The organism is Afipia sp. P52-10, from assembly GCF_000516555.1.
GTDB lineage: Bacteria > Pseudomonadota > Alphaproteobacteria > Rhizobiales > Xanthobacteraceae > P52-10.
The window spans coordinates 983,513-1,003,078 of record NZ_AZSJ01000007.1; the positions used below are offsets into that span (position 1 = coordinate 983,513).

Genomic DNA, 19,566 nt, shown 5'->3' on the forward strand with positions numbered 1-19,566 from the left:
CGCAATCGGCAATTCGTCGGCCCTGTCCTGCGCCGACACGGAAAGTCTAAGGAGCCTCGTATGGATGTTCGCGCCGCTGTCGCATTTCAGGCCGGAAAGCCGCTGGAAATCACCACGGTCAAGCTCGACGGCCCCAAGGCCGGCGAGGTTCTCGTCGAAATCAAGGCGACTGGCGTCTGTCACACCGATGAGTTCACGCTGTCGGGCGCCGACCCCGAGGGCATTTTCCCCGCCATTCTCGGCCATGAAGGCGCAGGCATCGTCGTCGATGTCGGCCCCGGCGTCACCAGCCTGAAGAAGGGCGATCACGTCATTCCGCTCTACACGCCCGAATGCCGCGAATGCTATTCCTGCCGCTCGCGCAAGACCAACCTCTGCACCAAGATCCGCGCGACCCAGGGCCAGGGTCTGATGCCGGATGGCACCTCCCGCTTCTCCTGCGATGGCCAGGTCGTGCATCACTACATGGGCACCTCGACCTTCGCGAATTACACGGTGCTGCCGGAAATCGCGGTGGCGAAGATTCGCGAGGACGCGCCCTTCGACAAAGTCTGCTACATCGGCTGCGGCGTCACCACCGGCATCGGCGCCGTGCTGAATACCGCCAAGGTGGAGGTCGGCGCCAAGGCGATCGTGTTCGGCCTCGGCGGCATCGGCTTGAACGTGATCCAGGGCCTGCGCCTTGCGGGCGCCGACATGATCATCGGCGTTGACCTCAATGACGATCGCAAATCTTGGGGCGAACGCTTCGGCATGACCCATTTCGTCAACCCGAAGGATGCGGGCAAGGATCTCGTCGCGCACCTCGTCAACATGACGAAATCCGGCGACGACCAGATCGGCGGCGCCGATTACACCTTCGACTGCACCGGCAACGTCACGGTGATGCGGCAGGCGCTCGAATCCTGCCACCGCGGCTGGGGCCAGTCGATCATCATCGGCGTTGCCGCGGCCGGCGCCGAAATCGCCACCCGTCCGTTCCAGCTCGTCACCGGCCGGCAGTGGAAAGGCACGGCCTTCGGCGGTGCGCGCGGCCGCACCGACGTTCCGAAGATCGTCGACTGGTATATGGAAGGCAAAATCCAGATCGACCCGATGATTACTCATGTGATGCCGCTCGCCGATATCAACAAGGCGTTCGACCTGATGCATCAGGGCAAGTCGATCCGCAGCGTCGTGACCTTCTGAGATCGCGTGACGACGGGGCGGCGCGCCTGACGGGAACCGCCGCCGCCCCTGTTCCGTTGTAGGAGGCAGACGACAGGGAGCCTGGCCACCGCGTCGGGCACCCTGAACTCCAGCCCACGGAGGTCTGCCATGAAGGTCAAGGACGTGATGCACAAGGGCGTCGATTGGGTCAGCCCCGATACCCCAATTGTGGAAATCGCCAAGCTGATGCGAGCCCATGATATCGGCTGCATCCCGATCGGCGAGGACGACAAGCTGGTCGGAATGGTCACGGACCGCGACATCGTCTGCAACGGAATAGCGGTCAACAGTTTCGACGCCCGCAAGACAATGGCCCGCGACGTGATGACCGACGGCATTCATTGCTGCCGGGAAGATGACGATCTGGCGAAAGCGCTTCATCACATGGAGACGCTGAAGGTCCGCCGGCTGCCGGTGATCAACAAGAACAAGCGGATGGTCGGCATGCTCAGCCTGGGCGACCTCGGTCATGTGGCCGCACCAGAGATGCTGTCCGGCTGGGTCAAGAGCGTCTCGGCTCACCATCACTGATGCGGCCATCGCGTCATCCTGCTCTGCGATCGTCCGGTGCCCACTGCGGCGCCAGACGATGTGCATCGTGTCGGATCAACCGCAGCACGTCGTTGGTCGGGGACATCAAGATCCGGCCCCCCGCCCTGATCATGCCCTAGCATTCTCCGCCGCAATCAGTATGGTGGCGGCACGCACTCGTAGCTCAGCTGGATAGAGCATCGGATTTCGATTCCGAGGGTCGGGAGTTCGAATCTCTCCGAGTGCGCCATTAGAAAGTCACCCTAAACGTACCCCTCTTTCTGCGCATCCTGTGGTTCCTTACCGGCGGCGCAAGCTGTGCGCGCATCGACAATCGGTTATCGGCAAATCTGACGGCCACCACTTGCGACTCGCTGGCTTCGCGCGGAATGCTGAGCCTCATCGGGGACTTGGGACGTGCAATGATGTCCGGCGAAACGCCGACGGCTGGTCGAGACTCAATCCAGACAGGGACGGTACTGGCGTTGTGCGCGCTGGCAGGCGCGCTCGTCCGCGCCAACGTCGTCGCGCCACATACGCTCGCCGAACACCTCGAACGGACGCTCGAGGAGATGCAACTGGTCTCCACCAACGAGGCCGAGTTCGCGGCCCTCAAAGCGCTCACAGCCTATCTCCGGAATCTCTGGCCGGATGGCCCGGATGTCTTCTGGATCGACAGTAGGCCATGAGTTGGCCCTACGATTTGGCTCCAGACTCCAGACTTGGCTCGCAGCCTGATCCGACCCATCCCTCGACGGACAACGCCGGTGATGTGACCTCGATCACAATCATGCATCATGCAGCTGATCTACACTGCGGCATGCCTTTTCAACCTGGTGATCGCGTCCGGCTGTCAGAGCTCGGCAGAGAAAGAAGCCCGCGGATTCCGCGAACCGTCGGCATCGTCGTAAGCCGTGCCAAGGGCGGTCGTGTCTACTTCGTCCTGATGGACGGGGCGAAAACGCCAACGCGCCTTCATGAAACGTATCTGGAGCTGATGGAAGACTGAAACGCCATCGAGGGAATATCGCGGCCTTCGCTTGGGTTCGAAGGCCCACGTCACGCGATCATCCCTGACCGCCGTAGCCACGCCTCATACCATCCCGGCCAATCGGCGGTCGGCGAACCCGGCTGCCCCATGCCGAAGCCATGGCCACCACTCGGCAGGCGGTGGCATTCGACCGGCACACCGGCCTGCTCGCAGGTACGCGCCATGATCACGGTATTCTCCGGATTGGAAATCGGGTCGTCGGCGGCCTGGACCAGGAAGACCGGTGGATTTCCGGCACGGACATGAGTCTCGACCGACCATTCGGCGCTTGCAGCGGGATCAGGATGACGGCCGATCAGGACGCGGCGCGCGGACGTGCGGTCATAGGGCGGTTGCAGCGTGATCACCGGATAGATCAGAGCCGCGACAGCAGGCCGCGCGGACAGGGTATCGAGCTCATCGACCGGATCATACGAGCGGAAAGATGATCGCGTCGCCGCCAGGCCCATGAGATGCCCGCCGGCCGAAAAGCCGAGCACACCGATGCGCACCGGATCAAGATGATCCTGCGCAGCCCGCGAGCGGATAACGCGAAGCGCACGCTGCGCATCCTGCAACGGAGCAAGCGCCCCGGCATTCCAGCCCTCACCCGGCAGGCGATAGCTCAGCATGAAGGCCGTAATGCCGCGATCCGCAAGCCAGCGGGCCGCCGGCTGGGCTTCCTTCCCCATCTGGATGCGTTTGTATCCGCCGCCTGCGGCGACCAGCATCGCCGCGCCGTTCGGACGATCGGGTTGGATCACCTCCAACGCGGGCATCGCGATCTGGCTCACAGCACCGGTCTTGCTAACCTGCGTTGGTCCTGCCGGACCGCCGCCGCCGGGCGGCTTCGCTGGCCACAATGACAGGCTGGTGGAAGCCGATCCGGAAACTTGCGCGGTGGCCCCCTTTGCGAGCATCGCCGCGCCAGCACCCAGCAGCAGGGTCCTGCGTGTGATCATGGCCTGACGATCCTTCGGAGCGATCCCGATCGCGAACACCGTCTCATAGAGAGAGCCGATTATAGGCGGGATCAGCAACGCTGACCTAGTGGTTCGATTCCAACATTTGCATCTTCGTGGAGTTTTGGATTTGACATTCGCAGGCGCGCCAGCGGCTAAGTGGGATGCGAATGTCAAATCCGCTCCATTCGTGTTTTGCACGCATGATTGCGATCACATCTTCGAAAGCGCGACGATGGCGTTCGCGATTTTATATCGGCAGTGCCGCCAGCATGGCGTACGCCTCTCGCGTTTTCCCAGCGAAAGCCTGTCCCAGACTTGGCTTGGGATGGCATCGGCTCACGTCAAGAAAACGCGTCAAACGTGAAGCTCTAGCTCCATCCCGCTCCGCTCACTTGATTCGCGCCATACGGGCATTGGCGCCTATCAACAATCGCGAAGTCTGTGGATCAATCGCCAACGATGCTTGATCTGCGGAACGCTCACCCCTTCGTCACGTTAAGGACAATCCTGCGTTCTTTCTCACAGGATCTCGCCCCACCATCGATCTATCTAAAACAAAAATGGGAGTGCAAAACGATGGCTGCGCTGTTTGAAGCGTTTCCTGATCCGCTGGACAACTGGATCGTCTGGGATACACGGCGAGACGATTTCGCCATGCTCGGATCGACAGCCGCCTATAACCTATCAAAAGAAGATGCTATCGCTGCGTGCAGCCTGTTGAACAAGATCGCAGCGGGGCAGCTTGAGGATGGAGCAGCCACCGCAGCATAGCATCGTAAGACGGCTGGCGAACCGCCAGGATAGGCCCATGCGTGTGTCTGACGACGAATGGAATGCCATCGCAAGGCGCTATCGTCGTTTCGCGGCGTCAGAAGCTCACGATGTATCACCGCTCTACGAGCAGCTCGCGCTGAAGATCGCCGAATCCACGGCCCTCCTCGCCTTTCTGCAAACCCTGCCGGACGAACGACGGCAGCCCAACCTCTTTCTCGCCGCGATCCGCGACGCGGCGGGCGGGATACTGACACCGGACGATCTCGAACCGAGCGTCCGCCGGTTTGCCACGCGCATCCGCGACATCATGGTGACGCGGACCACGCAAACCAATGAACCTGCGCGCTGTGCGGTCCTGCTTCCCGCCCTGGCTCGACTGCAACAACCGCTGGCACTGTTGGAAATCGGCGCATCGGCCGGTCTTTGCCTGCTGCCGGACCGCTACGGCTATGACTACGGGCGGCATCGAATCGCGCCGCCGTCCGATAGCGCACCCGTCTTCAATTGCGTCGCGAATGCTGCGACGCCGCTCCCGCATCGGCAGCCGGACATCGCATGGCGTTGCGGCCTCGACCTCAACCCGCTGGATGTAAAGTCGCCAACCGATATGGCCTGGCTGGAGACGCTGGTCTGGCCCGGTCAGGAACAACGCGCCGTCAACCTGCATGCGGCGATCGAGGTCGCGCGCACCGACCCGCCTACCATTCGCCAGGGCAATCTCCTGACGGACCTCGCCAGGGTCCTTGCCGACGCGCCGGAGAATATCCCGCGCGTGGTTTTCCACACAGCTGTATTGGCCTACATCCCATCCCAAGCCGATCGCGATGCATTCGCGCAGGCCATGCTGGCAAGCGATGCCATCTGGATCAGCAACGAGGCACCATCGGTGTTTCCCCAGTTCGCCAAGGATGCACCGCCGCCCCCGGGAGTGCGGCACTTCCTGCTTGCCATGAATGGAAAGCCGCTCGCCTGGACCGATCCGCACGGCCGATCGATTGATTGGTTCGCTGCGTAGCGTTCGCGCCCCGGTTCCTCGCACCGCGGGCCCTCAAAATTGGTGCTTGCTTGGCGGCATCATTGCAGGTTCATTGCCAGCCATGGACCCGGAACCTGCACGGCTCGCTTGCCGCCCGAGCGACGAGATGTTTTCACCGAAACCATCCCGTCGATGATCGATGGATAGCATTGCGCCCGCGACGATCGTCAGCGGCAAAATGCCGGCCGACGACAGCAAGCCCCCTTACCGCGAAGACATCGATGGCCTGCGGGCAATCGCCGTGCTGCTGGTCGTCGCTTTTCACGCGTTTCCGGCCCTGCTTCCGGGCGGCTTTGTCGGCGTCGATGTCTTCTTCGTGATTTCCGGTTTCCTGATCACTGACCTGATCGCAAAGGAGATCGACGGCCATCGGTTCAGCCTTCTCCGCTTCTATGGCCGCCGCGCGCGACGGATTTTCCCGGCGCTGTTCCTGGTTCTGGCGGTGTGCCTCGTCGTCGGCTGGATATTGCTGCTGCCAACCGACTACCGCAACCTCGGCGCCGACAGCGCGTGGTCGGCCGCGTTCGCCGCCAATATCGCCCTCTACCTGCAGACGGGCTACTTCGACGCTGCCGCAGAAATGAAGCCGCTGCTGCATCTCTGGTCGCTCGGCATCGAGGAACAGTTCTACCTGGTCTGGCCGCTGCTGTTGATGCTGGCGGCGCGCCGCAGGTGGATGTGGCAAGCTGCGTCCTGCGTGTTGATCGCATCGCTGGCCTGCAACCTCTGGCTCACCGCCGTCAATCCAAACGCGGCATTCTACCTGCCGTTCTCGCGCGTCTGGGAACTCGCGGTTGGGGCGCTGCTCGCATTGATGCGCGCGCGGCAAAGCCCCTCGGGCGCAAAGACGACCCGTCCGTTGGAGCACCTCTACGCCACCCACCACGCACGCATTCATACGGCGGCGGCATGGATCGGCTTGGCCCTGCTGCTAGCCACAGCATTCCTGATCGATCGCGATCAGCCGTTCCCCGGCTGGCGCGCCTTGCTCCCCACCATCGCCACAGCGCTGTTGATCTTCGCCGGCCCCCATTCCGTGATCAACCAGAAGCTCCTGAGCCAAGGCGCCCTCGTCGCGATCGGCCTCATCAGCTATCCGCTCTATCTGTGGCACTGGCCGCTGCTAGTGTTTGCACGGATCGCACGCTTCGGCAGCGAGCCGACCATCCTGATGAAGCTCGCTCTGGTCGCTCTCGCCTTCGTGCTTGCGGCCGTGACGTATCGCTGGCTGGAGCGGCCCTTCCGCTTCGGTCGGCCCGCCGCTTGGAAACCTGTCGGCGCAACGCTTGGGCTTGCAGCCGCCGCCTGCTTCGGCATCGCGGTGTGGGCGAGCGCTGGAATGCCGGGACGGTTCCCGGAGGGGCTGCAGCATCTCTTGCGTGATTTCGAACCGGAAACGAGGTTCGCTTATCGCAGCGGCTCCTGCTTCCTGGAGGACACTCAGGATTCCACGTCTTTCGCCGAGGACTGTCTCGACCAGGACCCTGCCGCAGCGCCGCTGGTCCTGCTATGGGGCGACTCCTATGCCGCCCACCTGTTTCCGGGCCTCGCAGAGCATCGCCGCAGAACGATGTCCATGCGACTGGCCGAATACACCGCCTCGGGCTGTCCGCCGATCCTCGGGTTTTCCAACGCGCAGCGCCCGAACTGCGCCGAGGTGAACGACGACATTGCTGGCAGGATCGCAACGCTCAAGCCGGAGACGGTGATCCTCGCCGGCCGCTGGAGCCTCTATGACGGCCGCGAAGGCTGGGGCAGCCTTGATGCCGATCAGATCCGCCAGACCATCGCCGCGCTCAAGGCCAGCGGCGTGCAACGAATCGTCGTCGTCGGGCAATTTCCTATCTGGTCGCTGCCGCCGCAGATGATCCTCACCCGCGACTACCAGATCGACATGATGGCGTTTCGCGCAAGCCCGTCCCGGCCGTTGCCGCGCGACAGCATCAGGTATCTCGATGTTGCCGCACTGGCCGCAGAGCCCCAGGTCAGGCAGCTCTGGTCGGACCCGGATGTCCTGTTCGTCTCACCGAAAGATACGCTGTGCAGCAACGCCCGCTGCCTGCTGCTGACGCCGGGAAGCGACGCCCCCATCGCCTGGGATCAAGGCCACCTGACGACCGCCGGCTCGATCTATTTCGTGCAGGCCAATGCCGGGCAACTGCTGGGCTCCTCGCCGAATCGATGACTTCTTCTGCAAACCGTCATCGAGAAGCCACGATTGTTGATCCATCGATGGTGACCGCACATAGTCCCAGCCGATGAACAAGATTCCCGATATCCAACCGATTGCGTCCGACAGTATTACCGCTCCGCTGCGTTTTCCGATCTTCCGCCGGATCTGGTTCGCCGGCCTCCTGACCAATCTCGGACTGCTGATCCAGGGCGTCGGTGCGGCCTGGGCGATGACGCTGATGACGTCGTCGCCCGACATGGTGGCGCTGGTTCAGACGGCGGCAATGATGCCGACGATGCTGATCTCCATCGCCGCCGGCGCGATCGCCGACATGCACGACCGGCGTATCGTCGCCCTGGTCGGCCTCTCGATTGCACTCGCCTCTGCCGTTACCCTCAGCCTGCTGGCGCATTTCGGCCTGATCTCGCCCTATATCCTGCTCGCCTTCAGCTTCCTGATCGGCACCGGCATGGCGCTGTTCCAGCCCGCCTGGCAGGCCTCGGTGAACGAGCAGGTGCCGCCGGAAGCGCTGCCGCAGGCGGTCGCTCTGAACGGCATCAGCTTCAACATCGCCCGCAGTTTCGGCCCGGCGATCGGCGGCGTCATCGTCGCTGCCGCGGGCGCGGTGGCCGCCTTCGTCTGCAACGCGTTGTTCTACATCCCGCTCATCATCGTACTGTTGTTGTGGCGCCGCGAGGTCGAGCCGTCGCGTCTGCCGCCCGAACGGCTGACCCGAGCCATCGTCTCCGGCGTGCGCTATGTGATCCACTCGCCAAACGTGAGGATCGTGCTAACCCGGACCTTGCTGTTCGGCGTCATCGGCGGCTCAGTCTCCGCACTGATGCCGCTGCTGGCCCGCGACCTGCTCCACGGCGACGCGCGGCTCTATGGCATCATGCTCGGCGCCTTCGGTGTCGGCGCGGTGGTCGGCGCCTTGAACGTCGCCACCGTGCGCCGCCGCTTTGGCTCCGAGCTAGCGGTGCGTGCGTCGTCGGTGATCATGGGGCTGGCGGTCGTGGTCATCGCCATCAGCCGCTCGCCGGTCCTGACGGCTGCCGCCCTCGTCGTTGCCGGCGCCGTCTGGATGCTGGCCATCGCCTTGTTCAACATCGGCGTGCAGCTTTCGGCGCCGCGCTGGGTCGCCGGACGCGCGCTCGCGGCGTTCCAAGCGGCCATCGCAGGCGGCATCGCGGTCGGAAGCTGGGGCTGGGGCCACGTCGCAAACGGCGTCGGTGTCGGCGATACCTTGCTGATCTCCGGCATCGCCATGCTCGTCTCGCCTCTGATCGGCTTCTGGCTCGCCATGCCGCCGGCCGGCGATCCGACCGATACGGCCATCGAAGCCCTCGCCGATCCTGAAGTGCACATGCCGCTCACCGCGCGCAGTGGCCCGATCGTGATCGAGATCGTCTATCGGATCGATCTCAAGCGCGCACGCGAGTTCTACGGCGTCATGCAGCAGGTCCAGCTCTCACGCCAGCGCAATGGTGCATATGGCTGGTCGATCGCTCGCGACATCGCCGATCCCGAGGTATGGACCGAGCGCTATCACTGCCCGACCTGGCTCGACTATCTGCGCCAGCGCAATCGCCCGACCCAGGCGGAACGAACGCTCACGCAAAGCGCGGCGGAATTTCATATCGGACCGGAGCCTGTCCAGGTTCGGCGGATGCTCGAGCGGCCGTTCGGATCCGTCCGCTGGAAGGACGAAACACCCGACCGTGCGGCAAAAGATGTGCTGCGGATTCCCGTTGATCCGACCAGCGGAACGTAATCGTCCGCCTTCGCTGGTGATCGCATCCGGCCTGCGGTAGACTTCCCGGCAATCGCGATCCTCAATCAACGAGCCGTGCCGTGCAGCTTCTTCTTGCAAAATCCGCATTCGATCGTATCGCTCCGCGCCTGAAAGTCACCGCCCCCGATCTCGACGTCATCACCATCACCGCTCCGGATGCCTTTGCGCGCGACGGGCAGAGCGTGCCCGCAGATCAGGTCGATCCCGACCTGATCTGGATCAGCGCCGACGGCATGCGAGCGGGCCTGCTGCCCACCTATTTCGGCACGGCGCTGAAGGGAACGACGGCCAAATGGGCGCAGCTGTTCGTGGCCGGCCTCGACAATCCCGCATTCAAGCAACTGATGGCGAAGGGCATTCGTCTGACCAAGAGCACCGCGCAATCGGTTGCGATCGCCGAGTACGTCACGGGTCACGCCTTCAGCCTGATCGTGCCGATCGATGCGCAGCGCGAGGCACAGCAGAAGAAGGAATGGAAGCCCACCCAATACCGCGAAATCAGTCAGACACGCTGGACGCTGGTCGGCTTCGGCGCCATCGGCGGGGAGATCGCCAAGCGCGTGAAGCCGTTTGGCGCGCACCTGACGGTCGTGCGGCGCCAGTCCGACAACCGCGGCCTCGCCGACGCGGTGATCCCGCTGACCGATCTGACGAAGGTTCTGCCGCAGACCGACGTGGTCGTGCTGGCCTGCGCGCTGAACGACGAAACCCGGCACCTCGCCAACGATGCCTTCTTCGGCGCATTGAAGAAGGATGCGATCCTGATCAACATCGGCCGCGGTGGATTGGTCGATTCGGAAGCCCTGCGGCGGGGCCTCGATCGCGACCAGCCCGGGAAAGCCGTACTCGACGTTTTCGACAAGGAGCCGCTGCCGACTGACGACTGGATGTGGGACCATCCGAAAATCCGCGTCAGCGCCCATACCTCGCACTTCGGCATGGGAACGATGGGCCGCGGCGACGACCTGTTCCTGGAGAACCTGAGGCGCTATCTGGCTGGCGACAAGCTGCTGAACGAAGCGACGAAGGCCGACGTGGGGCTCTGAGGCATAGAGCTTTCTAGCCCCTGACCTCGCTCATGTCGAAGACAGCGCCGTCATAGCCGGCGTTCGCCGGAATGCGAAGCTGGCGGCCGGTTTCGTAACGCACGACTTCCGGCAGCACGGTGACAACCGGTTCCTTGCGCGCGTGCGCGATGGTGTCGGCGATCGATGCATAACGGGCGAGCTTGATCAGATTGCGCTCGGTCGCGAACACCAGCTTGAACTTCCCGGTCTTGGCCCCTTCCACGGCCGCCGCCGGCCGCACCCAGACCGAGTCCACCGACTCCGATCCATCGTGTGCGCCGACCTGGTCGGCCGGCGCGACCGCGAGATAAAAATGGGTGTCGAAGCGCTTCGGCATGCCGACAGGCGTGATCCAGTGGGCGTATGGCACCAGCAGATCGAGGGCGAGCACCAAACCTTCCGCGATCAGGATCTGCGAGAATGTCGTCTTGCCCTCGTTGAGCGCCGTTCGATGCGCCGCGGCAACTTTGTCAGCGCGCGCGGCCGAAACCAGCTGCTCCGATCCGTTCTCGCGCGCCAGCAGAATGCCACACTCCTCGAAGGTTTCGCGCGCGGCCCCGACCCGGAACGCCAGCGCCGCCGCATCAAGTCCATCGCTGCCCGAGAGCAGCGCCGGCGATGCGGCGACCACATGATCACCCGCATCGATGCTGCCGCCCGGAAACACCAGCGCGCCGGAAGCGAAGTCGATCTGGTGATGTCGCACGACCATGAACACCTCCATGCCGGCCTCGCCGTCACGAAGCAGCAACATGGTGGAGGCTGGGCGGACGGCGGCGGCGGCTTGGGTGTTCATCGGAGCCTCATGCAACGTTCAAACGGTCGGCGAGATCGGCGCGCTTGTCTGTCCGCGCCAAGCGCGCAAGCAGGTAATCGACCTCAGCGCGCGCGGCTGCCGTCAGCGATGCCGCAGGCTTGCGCTGCGCGTCGCTTGCGATCATCCCACGGCGCTTCATCACGTACTTGCGCACCGCGAGGCCGACGCCCTGCTGCTGCTCATAGCGGATCAGCGGCAGATGCGCGTCGAACAGATCATGGGCCGCATCACGCTGGCCCGCCTTCGACAGCCGCACCACGTCAACCAGCATGTCGGGGAAGGCGTAGCCGGTCATGGCGCCGTCCGCGCCCCGCTCCATCTCGAAATCGAGGAACAGCCCGCCGTTGCCAGTCAGGATCGACAGTGGTCGCAACGAGCCGTCCTTCTGGAAACCGCGCAGCGCGCTGATCTTCTCCAGTCCAGGCCAGTCCTCGTGCTTCAACATCACGCAGGAGGGATTATCCATGACGATGCGCCGGATGACTTGCGGCGTCATCACCACCGTCAGCGTCAACGGATAGTCCTGCAACACCCAGGGGATGTCGTTGCCGATCACCTCGACCGCCTGCTTGAAATAGCCGACGATCTGATCATCGGTGCGCAAATGCGGCGGCGGAGCGATCATAACCCCTGCGGCGCCCGCATCCATGGCACTGCGCGCAAGCGAACGCATCGCCGCAAATCCCGGCGCGGACACACCGACCACGATCGACATGTTCTTGGCGCGGCGGATGAAACGCGCCGCCACCGCAATCGCCTCTTGGCCATCCAGCTTCGGCGCCTCGCCCATGATGCCGAGCACGGTGATACCGCTACATCCGACCTTCCCATAGAAATCCGTCAGCCGATCGATCGAGGTCTCGTCGATCCGGCCATCCTCGTGAAACGGCGTCGGTGCGATCGCAAACGTGCCTGAGGCTTCGTGCGTGAGGGCCAAATCTCGTTCTCCACTGTCATCCCGCAGCCGGCTCGCAAACGAGCGGGAACCGGCGTTCCCGCCTCTTATAACCAAGCCGTCCCAGGCCGTCATCTGCGGTTCCGCGTGGAGGTACAAGCGGATTGCGGGGCAGCCCCGCAAAGGGCGCCGCTTGGATGATGCGGCACCCTGAAGGAGTTCAGACCACCTTGGCGTCGTCCTTGAAGAAGATCTTGTCGGCGTGCTTGACGATGTCCTGCGCCGTCCAGGGACCCGTCGGTGTCCAGCCTTCGGCCTGGAAGATCTTGATCTCGCGCACGCCCCGCTGCGACGAGACGCCGAGTATCTTGTTGGTCTGGTCACCGGACAGGTCGCTGACCATGTACAGCATGCCGGGCGCGATCATGTCCGGCGGGAACGGCGCATAACCCGAACCGCGGCGCTCCTGCAGATCCTCGGTCATGCGAGTCAGCGCGCCGGGCGACATGGTCCAGACGCGAATGTTGTACCTGCGGCCCTCGAGGGCGAGGACGCGAGTGAAGCCGGCGATGCCAGCCTTCGCAGCACCATAGTTGGTCTGGCCGAAATTGCCGATCAGCCCAGATGTGGACGACGTGTTGACGATCACACCGCCGCCATTGTCCTTCATGAACTTGAACACCGGCAATGTCGCGCAGAACGTGCCTTTCAAGTGGACGCGGATCACCTGATCCCAGTTGGCTTCCGTCATCTTGGCAAAGGTGCCGTCGCGAAGAATGCCGGCGTTGTTGACCAGAATATCGACTCTGCCGAACGCTTTGATCGCGTCGTCGAAAAGCTGCTGACCACCCTCCATCGTACCGACATCGGAGCCATTGGCGACGGCCTTGCCGCCCTCCTTGACGATCGCGTCGGCAACCTTCTGCGCCATCGACGCATCCTTGCCCGAACCGTCCCGCGGACCGCCAAGATCGTTGACGACGACAGACGCCCCTTCCCGTGCGAACAGCTTGGCGTAGGCCTCGCCCAGCCCGCCGCCGGCACCGGTGATGATCGCAACTTTCTTGTCCAGCAAACCCATTTCGCGTTCTCCCGCTTGTTTGTCGTTGCCTGGCTCAGAATCCGAGCCGAGACCGTTCTCAGGCGAGTTCGGTCCGCCCGTTTTTCACCACCGTCACGTTGCGCGCTTTCACCCGCGCCTCAAACGAAACGACGTTTCCGTCCTTCCACAGGTCCATGGTGATCGTCTCGCCCGGATACACCGGTGAGGAGAAGCGGACGGCGTGACGGCGGAAGGCTGTCGGGTCGTAGTCGGCATAGGTCTGCAGCACGCCGCGGCAGGTGATGCCGTAGGTACACATGCCATGCAGGATCGGCATCTTGAATCCCGCCCGGCTGGCGAACTCCGGATCGCTATGCAGTGGATTGCGGTCGCCTGAGAGGCGATAGAGCAGCGCCTGATCGGGACGCGTCGTGATGTCGACACTCAGGTCCGGCGCGCGCGTCGGCACCTGGTGCGGCTCCGGCTGCCCCTCGGTCGGTCCGCCGAATCCGCCATCTCCACGCGCAAAGGTCGAAGACAGAATGGTGACCAGCTTCTCGCCTGAAGCCGCATCCTTCACCACCGTCTGGCGCTGCACGACAGCCCCCTTCTCCTTGCCCTTGTCGAACACGCCAGCGACGGTCGAGTCGGCGGTCACCTTCGCGGTGACCGGCATCGGCTGATGGAAAATGATATCGCGCTCGGCATCGACCACCATCACGCGATTGAGGTCGATCGGGCCGGGACTCGCGCCCCAGGTGCATACCGAAGCGAAAGTCGGCACCACCTTGAGCGGCTTCTTGGTGAAATAGCCTTCGTTGACGAACAACAGCTCCTTCTCGTTGAGCGGATCGTTGCCCATGCCGATGCCGAGCGCATAGAGCATCACCTCGCGGTCGGACCAGGCATACGGCACGCCCTCGGTCTTGAGGCTCATCACTTCAGGATACTTGATCGGCATGCTCCCCTCCCGCTTCGTAAGTCATTTTTGCTTTGCGCGACAGAATGGGACAAGCACGTTCCCATCTGATCGACTGACGTGGGTTGATCCGGCCGCCGCGCACGAACGACGGCCGGATCTATCGCTTAGATGCCGAGCAGCCGTGCGTAGCGCTCGCGGTGATAGGCAGAGCTTCCGAACGATGCCTCCAGCACGCGCGCGCGCTTGATGTAGAATCCGGCATCATGGGCATCGGTCATGCCGATACCGCCGTGGAGCTGGATCATCTCACGCGTGGCATAGTTGACGAAGTCGTTCGCCGTCGCCTTGGCCAGCGACACCAGCTCCGACACATCATCTGCGTCATCGTCGATCGCCTGCAAGGCCGCATCGACGGTCGGTCGCGCGAGCTGCATCGCCGTGAACAGATAGGCTGCGCGGTGCTGCAAGGCCTGGAACGAGCCGATGAGCTGACCGAACTGGACGCGGGTCTTCATGTACTCGACGGTGGTCTCGAACGCCTGCTGTGCCAACCCCATCTGCTCCGCGGCCGCCGCAGCGGTCGCCCGGTCGAGCACCTTGTCCAGCAGCGGCTTGCCGGCATCGGCCTGCCCGATCACGGCATCAGCGCCCACCTCGACGTCTTTGAACGTCAGGTCGGCATAGCCGCGCGAATCCATCAGCTCCCGACGCGAGCGGCTGAGACCCTTCGCATCGGCCGGAACGAGGAACAAGGTGATGCCCTTGTCGTCGCCGGGCTTGCCGCTGGTGCGCGCCGCAACGACGAACACGTTCGCCGCCATGCCCTCATGGACGAAGGTCTTGCCGCCGGAAAGCGCGTAACCGTTGCCCTTCTTGGCCGCCGCAAGCGCGATCTTCTCCGGCGCATAGCGCGGGCCTTCGTCGATCGCGAGCGCGGCAATCGCGGTGCCTTCGGCGATCTTGGGCAGCCACGCCTTCTTCTGGGCCTCGGTGCCGCCCAGGATCAAGGCACTGGCTGCGCCGACCGCCGAACCGATCAGCGGAGCAGCCACGACCTTACGGCCGAGTTCCTCCAGCACGACACCGATGCTGCGGTAGCCGAACTCCGAGCCGCCATAGGCCTCCGGAATGACGACGCCGGTCCACCCCATCTCAGCAATGCTCTTGAAGGTCGCGTCATCGAAGCCCTTCGCATTGCCGCTATCGCGCATCTTGCGGAATGCGCTGACGGGCGCATTCGCCTGGACCCAGCCCCGCGCGCTGTCGCGGAGCATGACTTGTTCTTCGGTCAACAGTGACATGATGCTCTCCCGATACGCTTCTTATTGATGATCCAGCAGGCCGAGCATCCGCTTGGCGATGATGTTGTTCTGAACTTCGGTGGTGCCCGAGAAGATCGTCATGGCCTTGTTCGAGAAGAAGGCCCGCGTCGTATCGAGTTCGATCTGCTTGTACTTGTCGCCATTGCTGGTGCCCCAGCCGAGACCCTGCTGGCCGAAGATTTCGATCAGCAACTCCTCGCGTTCCTGCTGAATGCGCGCGCGCGCATTCTTGGCAACCGAGGTGAACTCGCTCGGCCCCTGCCCGGCCTTGGTCTCGTCCAGCATGCGCTGCTGCATCAGCTTCAACGCCCGGAACTCCATCATATGCCGGACGATGCGCTGGCGCAGGTCCGGATCGGCGATCCGGCCCTTCTCGTCCACGCCGAGATACTCCTTGGCAATCTCGTCCATCGGACGGGTGTCGCCAGCGAGTTGGCGGCGGCGGGTGTCGGTCGCATTGCGCTCGAACTGCAGCAGGCGCTTGGCAATCGTCCAACCCTTGTTGAGCTGGCCCACCAGGTTCTCCTTCGGAACCTTCACGTCGGTAAAGAACACCTCCGAGAACGGAGACTCGCCGGAAATTGTCTTGATCGGGCGAACCTCGACCCCAGGCGTTTTCATATCGATCAGCAGGAAGCTAATGCCCTCCTGCTTGACCTTGGGATCGGTCCGCACCAGGCAGAAACACCAGTTGGCGAAGCGGCTGCCCGAGGTCCAGATCTTCTGACCGTTGACGAGGTAGTGGTCTCCCTTGTCCTCAGCCTTGGTCTGGAGACCGGCGAGATCCGAACCCGCCCCCGGTTCGGAATAGCCCTGGCACCAAACCACCTCACCACGCGACACGCGCGTCAGGTGCAGCTTCTTCTGCTCTTCATTGCCGTGCTCCAACAACGTCGGTCCGAGCAGCGACGTGCCCATGCCCGTCATCGGATTGAAAGCGCCGCAGGCAACGAATGCCTGCTGAACGATGCGCGCCTCAACCGTCGACAGGCCGCCGCCGCCATAAGCCTTCGGCCAGCCCGGCGTGCCCCAACCCTTGTCCCGCACCCGCTCCTTCCAGAGCGCCCAGTCCGCCCCGTCCGGATAGCGAGGCATGTTCTGATAGTATTCTTCGAGCTTGGACTTCAGGGACTCCGGAAAGTTCGCCTTGATCCAGGCATTCGCCTCCTCGCGAAAAGCTTCCAGTTTCCTGGTGTCTTCGACCTCAGCCAGTACATTCATGGCGTTTCTCCCTGATCTGCCGATCTCATGATTGTATTCAATGAATTGAATCGCGAAGCTGCGCTCATCCGCACGAGACAAGTGCTTCCAAGACACGAACCCAGGTCACAGGTTGATGTGAAACGTGTCGAAATGAAGCGGGAGAGATGCCGCTGCCGATCCCGCCGCATTGTGCTTGGTGCGATGCAACAAGTCGCCATCCGTTAGCGGGTGCACGTCTTGCGCTGCACCCAGTCTCCCCTCGCGAGTTTCTTGTCCTTAACGTCCAGTCTAGTGCGCTGCGCTACGCGAGCAACATCTCTCACGTTCTAAGCACCAAGCCCCGTGCTGCTGCAACCGCGCAAATTTCATTGGACCTATTCTGGTATAGAGGGCCAGCGTGGCACGCAGATGAAAACCAATCATGACGCATTGCCATTGGCCTGCGGATTTGCTTTGCCTTGTGCAGTTGGCCGGACGCCATGCCGGCAACACAGTCGACAGACAATCAAACATCTCAAGACGAGAAACAACGAGGTTACGCCGATGGACGCCCCGTCCACTTTCACTTCCGCTTCGACGACCTGGTCGCCCGCTCCGAGCGCGAGCGACGTGGTCAAGAGCATTCATGCGATGCTGCACCCGCGCAACATCGTGGTCGTCGGCGCGACCGACAAGCCAGGCAATTATGCCGAGCGCATCTGGAACAACCTCGTCAAGTACAAGTACGAAGGCGGGATGTTTCCGATCAACGCACGCCGCGACACCATCTGGGGCGTGAAGTGCTACAAGGATTTCAACGACCTGCCTGAAAAGCCGGACCATGTCCTGGTGCTGGTCCCGGCGCGCTTCGCCGTTCAGGTGATCCGCGATGCGGCCGCGGCCGGCGCACGCAGCGCCACCATCGTCACGTCCGGCTTCAGCGAACTGCAGGACGAGGAAAGCCAACGCCTCGCCGTTGAACTCCAGGAGGCGATCGACGAGACCGGCCTCGCCGTCACCGGTCCGAACTGCCTCGGCAACCTGTCCGCAGGCGAACGCATCTTCACCAACATCGACGAGCGGCCGGTCGAAATGGTCGCAGGCCCCGTCGCCGTGGCCGGCCAGTCCGGCGCGGTGGTGATGCAGATCCGCCAGGCGCTGGAGGATCGCGGCATCCCGGTCGGCTACATGGTCACCACCGGCAACGAGGCAGGCCTCGAGACGCCGGACTTCATGGCTTACTTCGCGGCCGATCCGAGCATCCGCGTCATCGTCGTCTATCTCGAAGGCGTGCGGAATACGAAGTCCTTCCGCGACGCCTGTAAGGCCGCCCGCGCCGCGGGCAAGCCGATCATCGCGCTGAAGCTCGGCGCCTCCGAGGGCGGCCGGGCCGCCGCGATGGCCCACACCGGCGCATTGGCCGGTTCGATCGAGACCTTCGACGCGATCTCGACCCGTGAGGGCGTGATCCGCGTGCGCGGCCTCGATGAGCTGATCGAAACCACCGAATGCTTCACCCACGTCAAGCCGCCGAAGGGGGACCGCCTCGCCGCCGTCACCCTCTCCGGTGGCAAGCGCGGCCTGATGATCGATGCCTTCTCGTCGGCAGGATTGAACTTCAAACCGCTGAGCAAGAGCGCCACCGAGAAGCTCGCCAAGATGCTCGGCCCCGGCAGCATCGTCGGCAACCCGCTGGACGCAGGCTTTGCCGCCGTGGTTGATCCGACCGTCTACATGCAGTCGATCAAGATCATGATCGAGGACCCCGATACCGACATCGTCATGATCGACGCCGAGTTCCCGAAGGCACCGCACGAGCTGCGCGAACGCAACATCCGCCTGGTCAACGATATGGCTGCGGCGGCCGCCAAGCCGGTCGTCTACATCAGCGCCCTTTCGGTCGGCTTCACCGAATTCACCAAAGAATTCCGCAAGTCCGTGCCGAACGTCGCGGTGATGCAAGGGACCGATCGCGCGGTCAGCGCCATCCGCAACCTGATCAACTACGCCCGGCTTCGCAAGAACGTGCCCGACGTGCAGTCGTCGTCCAGCGCTGCCGCTAAGTCAGCGTTGGAGAAGGCGCTGAAGGCCGCCAAGGGCGCAGCGCTTGACGAAGTTGCCTCGAAGAAGCTGCTGAAGGCCTACGGCATCCCGGTCTCGAAGGAAGAGATCGCCACCACGGCGAACGATGCCGCAAAGATCGCCAAGAAGATCGGCTTCCCGGTCGTCGCCAAGGTGGTCAGCGAGCAGATCCTGCACAAGTCGGACGTCGGCGGCGTGGTGCTGAACCTGAAGACCGCCGCGGAGGTGAAGAAGGCCTTCAACGACATCATGGCACGGATGAAGAAGATCAAGGGCAAGCCCGTCATCGAGGGCATCCTGATCGCCCAGCAGGTGAAAGCCGAGCTCGAGCTCGTGGTTGGCGGATCACTGGATGCGGAAATGGGTCCCGTGGTGCTGTTCGGCACCGGCGGCGTCGACATCGAACTGATGAAGGACGTGGCACTGGCCGGCGCACCCTTGGATGCCGACGACGCCAAGGAGCTGATCAACCGCACCAAGGCGGGCGTAAAGCTGAAGGGCTATCGCGGCAAGCCCGCACTGCACGAGCCGTCAGTGGTCAAGGCGCTGGTCGGGTTGTCAAACCTGATGGCGGACGCCAACGGCCGCATCGCCTCCATCGATGTCAATCCGTTCCTGATCAACACCAAAACCGGTGTCGCGGTGGATGGGTTGATCGTGCTGAACAACGAGGCCGCGAAGAAGAGCGCCGGCCACCACTAAACGAACCGAGATTGCAGGGCTC

General features: G+C 63.3%; 17 protein-coding genes and 1 tRNA gene. 11 read left to right on the forward strand and 7 right to left on the reverse strand.

Annotated elements, in window-relative coordinates; translation table 11 throughout:
- Window positions 1-60 precede the first annotated feature (60 nt).
- The 5 genes from X566_RS21910 to X566_RS24865 all read left to right on the forward strand — a co-directional run bounded on the left by X566_RS21910 (window position 61) and on the right by X566_RS24865 (window position 2,749).
- Window positions 61-1,188 carry an S-(hydroxymethyl)glutathione dehydrogenase/class III alcohol dehydrogenase gene (locus X566_RS21910; RefSeq protein ID WP_034471552.1) on the forward strand — a complete coding sequence of 376 codons (1,128 nt, stop codon included), beginning with the start codon at window positions 61-63 and terminating at the stop codon, window positions 1,186-1,188.
- 129 nt (window positions 1,189-1,317) lie between these two features.
- Window positions 1,318-1,740: a CBS domain-containing protein gene (locus X566_RS21915; RefSeq protein ID WP_034471555.1), complete on the forward strand. Its 423-nt coding sequence runs from the start codon at window positions 1,318-1,320 to the stop codon at window positions 1,738-1,740.
- 173 nt (window positions 1,741-1,913) lie between these two features.
- A tRNA-Arg gene (locus X566_RS21920) sits at window positions 1,914-1,990 on the forward strand.
- A 172-nt stretch (window positions 1,991-2,162) separates the two neighbouring features.
- Window positions 2,163-2,429 carry a hypothetical protein gene (locus X566_RS21925; RefSeq protein WP_152540017.1) on the forward strand — a complete coding sequence of 89 codons (267 nt, stop codon included), beginning with the start codon at window positions 2,163-2,165 and terminating at the stop codon, window positions 2,427-2,429.
- Window positions 2,426-2,749, forward strand: coding sequence for a hypothetical protein (locus X566_RS24865; RefSeq protein ID WP_152540018.1), 324 nt, complete (start codon window positions 2,426-2,428; stop codon window positions 2,747-2,749). Before X566_RS21925 ends, X566_RS24865 begins: the two co-directional genes overlap by 4 nt.
- A gap of 50 nt (window positions 2,750-2,799) precedes the next feature.
- On the opposite strand, the gene X566_RS21930 is transcribed toward X566_RS24865, so the two are convergent.
- A complete protein-coding gene (locus tag X566_RS21930) occupies window positions 2,800-3,732 on the reverse strand; it encodes an alpha/beta hydrolase (RefSeq protein WP_034472750.1) in 933 nt (310 codons plus the stop codon).
- Between the two features lie 462 nt (window positions 3,733-4,194).
- Here X566_RS21930 and X566_RS24870 point away from each other — a divergent pair, with 462 nt between their 5' ends.
- The 5 genes from X566_RS24870 to X566_RS21955 all read left to right on the forward strand — a co-directional run bounded on the left by X566_RS24870 (window position 4,195) and on the right by X566_RS21955 (window position 10,559).
- Window positions 4,195-4,506 (forward strand): hypothetical protein, encoded by a 312-nt coding sequence (locus X566_RS24870; protein ID WP_152540019.1) that lies wholly within the window; start codon window positions 4,195-4,197, stop codon window positions 4,504-4,506.
- Between the two features lie 43 nt (window positions 4,507-4,549).
- Window positions 4,550-5,524 (forward strand): DUF2332 domain-containing protein, encoded by a 975-nt coding sequence (locus X566_RS21940; RefSeq protein WP_244434852.1) that lies wholly within the window; start codon window positions 4,550-4,552, stop codon window positions 5,522-5,524.
- 160 nt (window positions 5,525-5,684) lie between these two features.
- Window positions 5,685-7,730, forward strand: a complete 2,046-nt coding sequence (locus tag X566_RS21945; RefSeq protein WP_051444422.1) for an acyltransferase family protein — start codon at window positions 5,685-5,687, stop codon at window positions 7,728-7,730.
- Between the two features lie 73 nt (window positions 7,731-7,803).
- A complete protein-coding gene (locus X566_RS21950; RefSeq protein WP_034471563.1) occupies window positions 7,804-9,492 on the forward strand; it encodes an MFS transporter in 1,689 nt (562 codons plus the stop codon).
- Between the two features lie 80 nt (window positions 9,493-9,572).
- Window positions 9,573-10,559 carry an NAD(P)-dependent oxidoreductase gene (locus tag X566_RS21955; protein WP_034471565.1) on the forward strand — a complete coding sequence of 329 codons (987 nt, stop codon included), beginning with the start codon at window positions 9,573-9,575 and terminating at the stop codon, window positions 10,557-10,559.
- 13 nt (window positions 10,560-10,572) lie between these two features.
- Here X566_RS21955 and X566_RS21960 read toward each other — a convergent pair whose 3' ends face one another.
- The 6 genes from X566_RS21960 to X566_RS21985 all read right to left on the reverse strand — a co-directional run bounded on the left by X566_RS21960 (window position 10,573) and on the right by X566_RS21985 (window position 16,799).
- Window positions 10,573-11,376, reverse strand: coding sequence for an NUDIX hydrolase (locus X566_RS21960; protein ID WP_034471567.1), 804 nt, complete (start codon window positions 11,374-11,376; stop codon window positions 10,573-10,575).
- 7 nt (window positions 11,377-11,383) lie between these two features.
- The gene (locus X566_RS21965) at window positions 11,384-12,334 is read right to left on the reverse strand and encodes a dihydrodipicolinate synthase family protein (RefSeq protein WP_034471569.1); all 951 of its coding nucleotides are present in this window, start codon (window positions 12,332-12,334) and stop codon (window positions 11,384-11,386) included.
- A gap of 178 nt (window positions 12,335-12,512) precedes the next feature.
- The gene (locus tag X566_RS21970) at window positions 12,513-13,373 is read right to left on the reverse strand and encodes an SDR family NAD(P)-dependent oxidoreductase (RefSeq protein WP_034471571.1); all 861 of its coding nucleotides are present in this window, start codon (window positions 13,371-13,373) and stop codon (window positions 12,513-12,515) included.
- 58 nt (window positions 13,374-13,431) lie between these two features.
- Complete coding sequence (locus X566_RS21975) at window positions 13,432-14,295, reverse strand: MaoC family dehydratase (protein WP_034471574.1); 864 nt, start codon at window positions 14,293-14,295, stop codon at window positions 13,432-13,434.
- Between the two features lie 125 nt (window positions 14,296-14,420).
- Window positions 14,421-15,557: an acyl-CoA dehydrogenase family protein gene (locus tag X566_RS21980; RefSeq protein ID WP_034471577.1), complete on the reverse strand. Its 1,137-nt coding sequence runs from the start codon at window positions 15,555-15,557 to the stop codon at window positions 14,421-14,423.
- 21 nt (window positions 15,558-15,578) lie between these two features.
- Window positions 15,579-16,799, reverse strand: a complete 1,221-nt coding sequence (locus X566_RS21985; RefSeq protein ID WP_034471579.1) for an acyl-CoA dehydrogenase family protein — start codon at window positions 16,797-16,799, stop codon at window positions 15,579-15,581.
- 525 nt (window positions 16,800-17,324) lie between these two features.
- Here X566_RS21985 and X566_RS21990 point away from each other — a divergent pair.
- Complete coding sequence (locus X566_RS21990) at window positions 17,325-19,544, forward strand: acetate--CoA ligase family protein (RefSeq protein WP_034471581.1); 2,220 nt, start codon at window positions 17,325-17,327, stop codon at window positions 19,542-19,544.
- Window positions 19,545-19,566 lie beyond the last annotated feature (22 nt).

What these genes read in the sequence shown, in the direction of transcription:
- X566_RS21910 (WP_034471552.1), top strand. Translation starts at nt 61, where the DNA reads ATGGATGTTCGCGCCGCTGTCGCATTTCAGGCCGGAAAGCCGCTGGAA.
- X566_RS21915 (WP_034471555.1), top strand. Translation starts at nt 1,318, where the DNA reads ATGAAGGTCAAGGACGTGATGCACAAGGGCGTCGATTGGGTCAGCCCC.
- X566_RS21925 (WP_152540017.1), top strand. Translation starts at nt 2,163, where the DNA reads ATGATGTCCGGCGAAACGCCGACGGCTGGTCGAGACTCAATCCAGACA.
- X566_RS24865 (WP_152540018.1), top strand. Translation starts at nt 2,426, where the DNA reads ATGAGTTGGCCCTACGATTTGGCTCCAGACTCCAGACTTGGCTCGCAG.
- X566_RS21930 (WP_034472750.1), bottom strand. Translation starts at nt 3,732, where the DNA reads ATGATCACACGCAGGACCCTGCTGCTGGGTGCTGGCGCGGCGATGCTC.
- X566_RS24870 (WP_152540019.1), top strand. Translation starts at nt 4,195, where the DNA reads ATGCTTGATCTGCGGAACGCTCACCCCTTCGTCACGTTAAGGACAATC.
- X566_RS21945 (WP_051444422.1), top strand. Translation starts at nt 5,685, where the DNA reads ATGGATAGCATTGCGCCCGCGACGATCGTCAGCGGCAAAATGCCGGCC.
- X566_RS21950 (WP_034471563.1), top strand. Translation starts at nt 7,804, where the DNA reads ATGAACAAGATTCCCGATATCCAACCGATTGCGTCCGACAGTATTACC.
- X566_RS21960 (WP_034471567.1), bottom strand. Translation starts at nt 11,376, where the DNA reads ATGAACACCCAAGCCGCCGCCGCCGTCCGCCCAGCCTCCACCATGTTG.
- X566_RS21970 (WP_034471571.1), bottom strand. Translation starts at nt 13,373, where the DNA reads ATGGGTTTGCTGGACAAGAAAGTTGCGATCATCACCGGTGCCGGCGGC.
- X566_RS21975 (WP_034471574.1), bottom strand. Translation starts at nt 14,295, where the DNA reads ATGCCGATCAAGTATCCTGAAGTGATGAGCCTCAAGACCGAGGGCGTG.
- X566_RS21980 (WP_034471577.1), bottom strand. Translation starts at nt 15,557, where the DNA reads ATGTCACTGTTGACCGAAGAACAAGTCATGCTCCGCGACAGCGCGCGG.
- X566_RS21985 (WP_034471579.1), bottom strand. Translation starts at nt 16,799, where the DNA reads ATGAATGTACTGGCTGAGGTCGAAGACACCAGGAAACTGGAAGCTTTT.
- X566_RS21990 (WP_034471581.1), top strand. Translation starts at nt 17,325, where the DNA reads ATGGACGCCCCGTCCACTTTCACTTCCGCTTCGACGACCTGGTCGCCC.